We start from the raw sequence: 8,518 nt of genomic DNA, 5'->3' as shown, positions 1-8,518 counted from the left end.
CGGCGCGGCGCTTCCCGGAGGCGCTCGCCCGGCGGGACGCGCCCGGTATCCCGCTCGAGGCCGTCGTCGACGCCTTCGGCACGGCCGCACGCTGACCGCCGTGGCGGCCCCGTGGTCGCAGGCGGGGGCCCGGGTCCGGTTCGAGCAGTTCCGGTCCGGGCTGGACGCGCTGCTCGCCGGCGTCACGGGACCCGCGGTGGTCGTCGTGGTCGACGTGCTGTCGTTCAGCACCGCCGCCGTCGTGGCGGCCGAGGCCGGCGTGCTCGTCGCGCCGGCTCCCTCGGCGGCGCCATCCGCGCCGTCCGCGGGCGCACTCGTCGCCGGCCCTCGCGGATCCGGGCGCCCGTCCCTCTCCCCCGGCTCGATGCGCGGCCTCCCGGCCGGGACGCGCGTGGTCCTGCCGTCCCCGAACGGTGGCGCCCTCGCCTCAGCGGCCGCAGCCGCAGGAGCGACCGTGCTCGCGGCGGGTGTCCGGAACGCCTCCGCCGTCGCCCAGGAGCTGCAGCGCCGCCTGGACCAGGATCCGGCGCTGACCGGCGATCGTGCTCGCCGCCGGTGAGCGGTGGCCCGACGGCGGCCTGCGGCCCGCGATCGAGGACCTGCTCGGCGCGGCCCGGGTCCTCGCACCCCTGCCGGCGGCATGGCTGTCGGCGGAGGCCCGCACGGCCGCGGCGGTCGCCGGCCTCGCTCCCGCCGTCGTCGCGGACGGTGCGAGCGCCCGCGAGCTGCACGACCGCGGATACGGCGACGACGTCGCGACGGCCCTCGAGCTGGACGCGACCTCGGTCGTGCCGGAGCTGTCGGACGGCTGGTTCATCGTGTCCCGGCCGCCACGTCCCCCTCGGGGGAAGACCACTTTGTCTCCTCTTGCCCCCTGTTCAGGGCCGACTTAGCGTCGGCCGGGGCGCTACCCAGTGCCCGGTACCTCTCACAACGAAGGATCCGGTTTGTTCTCACATGCCGGCGGCCGCCCTCGGGCACGTCGTCTTCTCTCCATCACCGCCGCGGTCGCAGCGGTCGCGGGGCTGTCGCTGACCGCGATGCCCGCGAACGCGGATGAGCCCACGAAGCCCATCCCCCACTCGAAGCCGGCCTGGCTCGGCAAGGCGACGCACCTCGGCACCGCAGCCGGCAGCGCCGCCACCACCGCGAAGGTCTACCTCGCGCCGAAGGGCGGCGTGGACGCGCTCAAGGCGGCGGCGCTCGCCGTCTCGACGCCCGGATCCCCGACCTACGGCGCGTTCGTCACGCCGGACCAGTACCGCGCCCGGTACGCCCCCACCGACTCCGCGGTGCAGAACGTCGAGGGGTACCTGAAGGCCGCGGGGCTCGTGGTCACGGGGGTCGAGAGCAGCAACCGCTACATCAGCGTCTCCGGCGACGTCGCCGCCGCTCAGAAGGCGTTCCACGCCCCGATCGCGCGCTACCGCCACAACGGCCGGAACGTGCAGGCGCCGAGCACCTCGCTCGCGCTGCCGGCGTCGATCGCCGGCCTCGTGACCACGGTGACCGGCCTCGACACGTCGCCGCACGTCGTGAAGCCGGCATCCTCCACGCCCGCGCCCCCGCCCGCCGGCTACCGCAACGCCCGTCCGTGCTCCACCTACTACGGCCAGGTAGCCGCGAAGCTGCAGGCCGACTTCACGACGCCGCTGCCGAAGTTCCAGGGCAAGACGGTCCCGTACGCGGTGTGCGGCTACACCGGCCCGCAGCTCCGGGCGGCCTACGAGGGCAGCACGGCGCTCGACGGCACCGGCGTCACGGTCGGCATCACCGACGCCTACGCGGCGCCGACGATCGCGAGCGACGCGAACCGCTACGCCGTCAACCACGGTGACGGCGCCTACGCTCGCGGCCAGCTCACGCAGGTCACGCCGTCGACGTACACGAACCAGGACCTGTGCGACCCGTCGGGCTGGTTCGGCGAGGAGACGCTCGACGTCGAGGCCGTGCATGCGATGGCCCCGGCTGCGAACATCCGCTACTACGGCTCGCAGAGCTGCCTCGACGAGGACTTTCTCACGACGCTCGGCAAGGTCGTCGATCAGGACAAGGTCAGCGTCGTGTCGAACTCGTGGAGCGACGTCGAGGAGGCCGAGACGTCCGACAGCGTCGCCGCCTACGAGCAGGTCTTCCTGCAGGGCACGTTGGAGGGCATCTCCTTCGCGTTCTCGTCCGGCGACAACGGTGACGAGCTCGCGACCACCGGGATCAAGCAGGTCGACTACCCGGCGTCCGACCCGTACGTCACCGGCATCGGCGGCACCGCCGCCGGCATCGGCGCGGACGGCTCGCTCATCGGCGAGGCCGGCTGGGGCACCTCCACCTACTCCCTCTCGGCGAACGGGAAGAGCTGGGTGAACGGCGGCTTCCTCTACGGCGCGGGCGGCGGCAGCTCGTCCCTGTTCAACAAGCCCGCCTACCAGTCGGGCGTGGTCGGGGGCGCAGCCAGGCAGGTGCCGGACGTCGCGATGGACGCCGACCCGACCACCGGGATGCTCATCGGTGAGACGCAGACCTTCTCGGACGGCGTCTCCTACGACGAGTACCGGATCGGCGGCACCAGCCTCGCGTCGCCGCTCTTCGCCGGCATGACGGCGCTCGCGATCCAGCAGGCGAAGCACGACGCGGGCCTGCTCAACCCGGTGATCTACAAGGACCGGTCGAGCGCGTTCACCGACGTCGTCGGCAACCCGCTCGACGCCGGCAACGTGCGGTCGAACTACAGCAACAGCGAGAACGCCGGCGGCGGCATCGCGTACGTGCTGCGCACCTTCGGTCAGGACAGCTCGCTGGCCGTGACCCGCGGCTACGACAACGTGACCGGTGTCGGCTCTCCGAACGCGAACTGGCTCACGGCCCTCAAGTAGTGCGCTGAGCACGAGGAGGGCCCGGAAGCGCACGCTCCCGGGCCCTCCTCGTCCAGCTGCGCCCCGCCGAGGCCCTGGCCCACCTCTCCCTGACCGGACCCGCAACCGACCTGCGAAACGGGAGCGAAGGGCCGTCGCTGCGCCCACGGCCGGTGTTCCCGGCCGGGCACAGCCCGAAGCGGACCGTCCGCGACGTCCTGCTACGCGTCGATGCGCTCGCGGTCGAGTCCGTTCGAGCCCTCGATGATGAACTCCTTGCGCGGGGCGACGTCGTTGCCCATGAGCAGCTCGAACGTGCGCTCGGCGGCCGCCGCGTCGTCGATCCGCACCCGGCGCAGGGTGCGGTGGCGCCGGTCCATCGTCGTGATCTTGAGCTGCGAGGCGTCCATCTCGCCGAGGCCCTTGTACCGCTGGATCGGGTCCTGGTAGCGCTTGCGGTCCCGCTTCAGCTGGGCGAGCACCCCGTGCAGCTCCGCTTCGCTGTAGGTGTAGATCGGTTCCGTCTTCTTCGAGCCGAGCACGACGACGCGGTGCAGCGGCGGCACGGCGGCGAACACCCGCCCCTCCTCGAGCAGGGGCCGCATGTACCGGAAGAAGAGGGTGAGCAGCAGCGTGCGGATGTGCGCGCCGTCCACGTCGGCGTCGCTCATCAGGATGACCTTGCCGTACCGGGCCGACGTGAGGTCGAACGTGCGGCCGGATCCGGCGCCGACGGCCTGGATGATCGCCGCGCACTCGGCGTTGCCGAGCATGTCCGCGATCGACGCCTTCTGGACGTTGAGGATCTTGCCGCGGATGGGCATGACGGCCTGGTACTCGCTGTTGCGGGCGAGCTTCGCGGTGCCGAGTGCCGAGTCGCCCTCGACGATGAACAGCTCGGTGTCGGCGACGACGTTGGAGCGGCAGTCGGACAGCTTGGCGGGCAGCGACGACGACTCGAGCGCGTTCTTGCGCCGCTGCGTCTCCTTGTGGGTGCGGGCGGAGATGCGCGCCTTCATCTCGCCGACGACCTTCTCGAGCAGCACGCCCGTCTGCGCCTTGTCCTCGCGCTTCGTCGAGGCGAACCGGTCGTTCAGTGCGTTCGTGACGACCGTGCGGACCACCTGACGGACCGCCGGCGTGCCGAGCACCTCCTTCGTCTGGCCCTCGAACTGCGGCTCGGGCAGGCGGACGGTGAGCACCGCGGTGAGGCCCGCCATCACGTCGTCCTTCTCGAGCTTCTCGGTCTGGCCGACCTTGAGCCTGCGGGCGTTCTCGGCGACCTGCGTCTGCAGCACCTTGAACAGCGCCGCCTCGAAGCCCTGGTTGTGGGTGCCGCCCTTCGGCGTCGTGATGATGTTCACGAAGCTGCGGAGGTTCGTCTCGTACCCGGTGCCCCACCGCAGCGCGATGTCGACCTCGCAGGTGCGGCGCACCTCGGTCGCCTCCATGTGGCCGTTGGCCTGCAGCACCGGGATCGTCTCCGTGAACTCGCCGGAGCCCTGGATCCGCCACGTGTCGGTCAGAGGCGCGTCGGAGGACAGGAAGTCGACGAACTCGCCGATGCCGCCCTCGTAGTGGAAGAGCTCCGTCGTCGGCGTCTCGCCACGGAGGTCCTCGATCGAGATCGTGAGCCCCGGGACGAGGAAGGCCGTCTGCCTCGCGCGGGACGCGAGGTCGGGCAGGGAGAACTGCGCGTCGCGGATGAAGATCTGCCGGTCTGCCCAGTACCGCACCCGGGTGCCGGTGCGGCCGCGGGGCGCCTTGCCGATCACCCGCAGGACGCTGTTCGACACGAACGCCTCGAAGGGTGCGTCGGGCGACGGTGCGGCCCCGGGCGGGTCCGCGAAGACGCCGGGCTCGCCGCGGTGGAACGACATGGCGTAGGTCTTGCCGCCGCGGTCGACCTCGACATCGAGCCGCTCCGACAGGGCGTTCACGACGGACGCGCCGACACCGTGCAGGCCCCCGGAGGCAGCGTAGGAGCCGCTGCCGAACTTGCCGCCGGCATGGAGCTTCGTGAAGACGACCTCGACGCCGGAGAGGCCGGTCTTGGGCTCCGCGTCGACGGGGATGCCGCGCGCGGTGTCGCGCACCTCGACGCTGGAGTCGGGGTGCAGCACGACCTCGATGCGGTCGCCGTGGCCGCCGAGCGCCTCGTCGACGGAGTTGTCGATGATCTCCCACAGGCAGTGCATGAGGCCGCGGGAATCCGTCGAGCCGATGTACATGCCGGGACGCTTGCGTACCGCCTCGAGGCCTTCGAGGACGGACAGATGCCTTGCCGAGTAGTCGCTGGATGCCATCCCGATCACCGTAACCGCGCGGCAGGACAGCGCCGGTCCACTCGCCGCCCCACGCGGGATCGATGCGCCGCCCCTCGTCCGCACGGGGGTCCACCGGCACGAGGACTGGGGGTACGCGTTCAGCGAACGGCCCGCGTACTCACGCACTGAGCGGCCGTGCGCGTGCTTACATGTCGGTATCGGTTCGGCAATGCACACCGCAAGGAGGTCACGATGACGCGTTCGGGAGACCACGGCCCGCTCGATTCGCTCGAGTCGCAGTTCTCGCTCACCGCGCTCGATCGCTGCGACAGCTGCGGTGCGCAGGCGTACATCCGGGTGGAGCTCGACAGCGGTGAGCTGCTGTTCTGCGCCCACCACGGCAAGAAGTACCAGGAGAAGCTCTCCGGGATCGCCCAGAGCTGGCACGACGAGTCGAGCAAGCTCCTCGAGGAGACCAAGGCGTAGGTCGCGTTTCGGCGACATGAGAAGGGCCCGTCCGGTTCGCCGGACGGGCCCTTCTCATGTTCTGTGCGTGCGGTGCAGGAGCCACGGCCGAGCGGCGGGCTCAGCGGCTCGGCAGGCCCTTCAGCAGCCGCGCCCGGATGGCCGCGGCCGCCGCATCGGCGGCCTTCGCCTGATCGGACACGGGCACGACCGGCCTGCCGAACACACGCGCGAGCAGCGCGTCGGCGAAGGCGGGGTTCTTCGCGAGCACCGGACCGTGCAGCCGCGTGCCGATCATGGAGCCGTGCCGCACCCCGTCGACTCCGCGGCCGTCGCCGACCCCGGTCACGACCCGGCCGAGGGCGGGCACCCCGGCGTCGAGCCGGAAGCCCCGCGCGTGGTTCTCGTAGCCGATGAGCCGGCCCTCCGCGGCGTCGACGACGAGGTCGTCGGTGACGCGCACGGCGAGCGGCGAGGCGCTGCCCGGCAGGAGACCGATCCCCTCGACGACGGATCCGTTCCCGAGGTCGATCCGGGAACCGAGCAGCTCCATGCCCGTGCCGATGGCGAGCAGCGGCACCCCGGCGTCGAGCCACGCGGTGAGCCGCGGCAGAAGGGCCAGCAGGCCGTCCCGGATGCGCGGCAGGGCGGAGTCGACGCTCGAGCCGAGCACGATCGCCGCGGGCTGGACGTCGGGCACCGCCCACAGCGGGGCAGGCACGACGACGGCGTCCTCCCCCGCCCACTCGGCGCGGCGGGCGAGGACGAGCGCGTTCTGCGCGTCGCCGTTCACGTCGGTGACCTCGGGGAACAGGGTGAGGATGGCCGCCGTCACGACGTGAGCCCCAGGTGGGCCCGCGTCCGCCGCATGGCGTCGGCCGTGAAGACGATGGTCTTCACGCCCCTGGCCGGCGCGGGCAGCGACAGGAAGTGGTCGATCGCGGCGGGCAGGTCGGGCTCGATCCGCACGACCTGCACGCCCTGGTAGATCAGCTGCAGAGCGATCTCCTCCGCCTTCGACCCGGTGACGACGAGCGCACGCCCGATGCGGGACGCGTCGACCGGCCAGAAGTACGAGGGGTCGCGCACGTCCGAGCCCATCGCGACGAGCACCTGATCGAGGCCCTCCTCCAGCTCGTCGACGTTGAGCTGGAAGCTGGCCGGGTTCTGCACCAGCACGAACTCGACCTGCACGCCGCGCACGGTGACGACCTCGCCTCGGCCGAAGACGGCGGGCATCGCGGAGATCGCCGCGACGGCGGTCTCCGCGTCGAAGGCATCGCCGAGCATCTCCTCGGCCGCGGTGAGGGCACCGGCGGCGTCGACCGCGTAGTGGACGCCGCGGGCCGGCAGCCGCACCTGGTGCTGCCGGCCGTCGAGCAGGACCGCGGCCGACGCGCCGGCGACGGCCGTCACGACCGCCCCGTCGGCCTCGGGGGGTCGGACGGTCTCCGCGTAGCCGAGGCCGCGCGGCGACGCCGCGAGCACGCCGTCCGTCACGCCGAACCGGCGCACGGGCACGTCGCTCCGGATGCGGGCGAGGAGCCCGTCGTCCCCGTTCAGGACGAGGCGTTCGGTCGCTGTGGCGGCGATGCGCCGGAGCATACCGAGCACCTTCTCCGAGTCGTGGAAACGGTCGATCTGGTCGGTCATCACGTTGGTGAGGAGCACCACGCGGGACCGGAACCGGTCGGAGAGCAGGGCTCCGTGCCCCTCGTCCATCTCGAGCACCGCGACGTCCGCGTCGATGCGGCCGGTGAGGCGCGCGCGTTCGAGCAGGGCCGAGGTCAGCCCCTGGCTGATGTTCGCGGTCGACGGGTTGGTGAAGACCCGCTTGCCGTGCGCCTCGAGCACGGCGACGAGCATCTTCGTGGTCGTCGACTTCCCGGCGGAACCGGAGACGACCGCGAGGCCCTCCGGGAAGGAGAACAGCACGGAGCCGAGGAAGCCCGGCGCGAGCCGGTTGACGACGAGCCCGGGGACGGCCGACCCGCCTCCGGGCTTGCGGAGGCGGGCGGCGATCCGCACGGCCCGGCCGATCGCGACGGCCGGCACCCAGCGGAGCGGCATGCAGGTTTACTCGAGGTAGTCGCGGAGCGACTGCGAGCGCGACGGGTGGCGCAGCTTCGCCATCGTCTTCGACTCGATCTGCCGGATCCGCTCGCGGGTCACGCCGAAGGTGTCCCCGATCTGGTCGAGCGTCTTCGGCATGCCGTCGCCGAGCCCGAAGCGCATCCGGATCACGCCGGCCTCGCGCTCCGAGAGGGAGTCGAGCAGGCTCTCCAGCTGCTTCTGCAGCATGGTGAACCCGACCGCGTCGGCCGGCACGACCGCTTCGGTGTCCTCGATGAGGTCACCGAACTCGCTGTCGCCGTCCTCACCGAGCGGCGTGTGCAGGGAGATGGGCTCGCGGCCGTACTTCTGCACCTCGACGACCTTCTCGGGCGTCATGTCGAGCTCGCGGGACAGCTCCTCGGGGGTGGGCTCCCGGCCGAGGTCCTGCAGCATCTGCCGCTGCACGCGGGCGAGCTTGTTGATGACCTCGACCATGTGCACCGGGATGCGGATCGTGCGCGCCTGGTCGGCCATGGCGCGGGTGATCGCCTGACGGATCCACCAGGTGGCGTACGTGGAGAACTTGAAGCCCTTCGTGTAGTCGAACTTCTCGACCGCACGGATCAGGCCCAGGTTGCCCTCCTGGATCAGGTCCAGGAACTGCATGCCGCGGCCGGTGTAGCGCTTGGCCAGCGACACGACGAGGCGGAGGTTCGCCCCGAGCAGGTGGCTCTTCGCGCGCTGCCCGTCACGGGCGACCCACTTCAGCTCGCGGACCAGCTCCTTGCCGAGCTTGTCCGCCTCGGTGGAGAGCTTCTCCTCCGCGAACAGGCCGGCCTCGATGCGCATCGCGAGCTCGACCTCCTCCGCGGCGTTCAGCAG

Annotated in this window: 8 protein-coding genes; 4 read left to right on the top strand and 4 right to left on the bottom strand. The window is 71.7% G+C overall.

The window, feature by feature from the left end:
- The first annotated feature begins 100 nt into the window (after positions 1-100).
- The 3 genes from JWQ92_RS12030 to JWQ92_RS12020 are packed head-to-tail and all read left to right on the top strand — an operon-like array spanning position 101 to position 2,870.
- A complete protein-coding gene (locus JWQ92_RS12030) occupies positions 101-559 on the top strand; it encodes a 2-phosphosulfolactate phosphatase (RefSeq protein ID WP_297344699.1) in 459 nt (152 codons plus the stop codon).
- Positions 543-893 carry a hypothetical protein gene (locus tag JWQ92_RS12025; protein ID WP_297344698.1) on the top strand — a complete coding sequence of 117 codons (351 nt, stop codon included), beginning with the start codon at positions 543-545 and terminating at the stop codon, positions 891-893. The genes JWQ92_RS12030 and JWQ92_RS12025 overlap by 17 nt, the downstream gene beginning before the upstream one ends.
- 54 nt (positions 894-947) lie before the next feature.
- Complete coding sequence (locus JWQ92_RS12020) at positions 948-2,870, top strand: S53 family peptidase (protein WP_297344697.1); 1,923 nt, start codon at positions 948-950, stop codon at positions 2,868-2,870.
- A 200-nt stretch (positions 2,871-3,070) separates the two neighbouring features.
- On the opposite strand, the gene JWQ92_RS12015 is transcribed toward JWQ92_RS12020, so the two are convergent.
- Positions 3,071-5,155 (bottom strand): DNA topoisomerase IV subunit B, encoded by a 2,085-nt coding sequence (locus JWQ92_RS12015; protein WP_297344696.1) that lies wholly within the window; start codon positions 5,153-5,155, stop codon positions 3,071-3,073.
- A 213-nt stretch (positions 5,156-5,368) separates the two neighbouring features.
- Between JWQ92_RS12015 and JWQ92_RS12010 the strand changes: the two genes are divergently transcribed.
- On the top strand, positions 5,369-5,602 hold the full coding sequence (locus JWQ92_RS12010) for a hypothetical protein (protein WP_297344695.1): 234 nt from the start codon (positions 5,369-5,371) through the stop codon (positions 5,600-5,602).
- A 100-nt stretch (positions 5,603-5,702) separates the two neighbouring features.
- Here the strand turns inward: JWQ92_RS12010 and JWQ92_RS12005 are convergent, their stop codons facing one another.
- The 3 genes from JWQ92_RS12005 to JWQ92_RS11995 form a co-directional block, all read right to left on the bottom strand.
- Entirely contained in the window at positions 5,703-6,416 is a 714-nt protein-coding gene (locus JWQ92_RS12005; protein WP_297344694.1) for a cobyric acid synthase, read from the bottom strand.
- Positions 6,413-7,651 carry a MurT ligase domain-containing protein gene (locus JWQ92_RS12000; protein WP_297344693.1) on the bottom strand — a complete coding sequence of 413 codons (1,239 nt, stop codon included), beginning with the start codon at positions 7,649-7,651 and terminating at the stop codon, positions 6,413-6,415. Before JWQ92_RS12000 ends, JWQ92_RS12005 begins: the two co-directional genes overlap by 4 nt.
- Before the next feature lie 6 nt (positions 7,652-7,657).
- Positions 7,658-8,518, bottom strand: an 861-nt coding sequence (locus JWQ92_RS11995; RefSeq protein WP_297344692.1) for an RNA polymerase sigma factor, incomplete at its 5' end; no start/stop codon positions are given.

Source organism: Amnibacterium sp. (assembly GCF_025463795.1).
Lineage (GTDB): Bacteria > Actinomycetota > Actinomycetes > Actinomycetales > Microbacteriaceae > Amnibacterium.
Note: the sequence above shows the minus strand (reverse complement) of the source record. Positions and strands in the feature narration are given on the sequence as shown.

Bases quoted from the DNA above. Each gene is read 5' to 3' on its own strand.
- JWQ92_RS12015 (WP_297344696.1), bottom strand. From the start codon at position 5,155: ATGGCATCCAGCGACTACTCGGCAAGGCATCTGTCCGTCCTCGAAGGC.
- JWQ92_RS12010 (WP_297344695.1), top strand. From the start codon at position 5,369: ATGACGCGTTCGGGAGACCACGGCCCGCTCGATTCGCTCGAGTCGCAG.
- JWQ92_RS12000 (WP_297344693.1), bottom strand. From the start codon at position 7,651: ATGCCGCTCCGCTGGGTGCCGGCCGTCGCGATCGGCCGGGCCGTGCGG.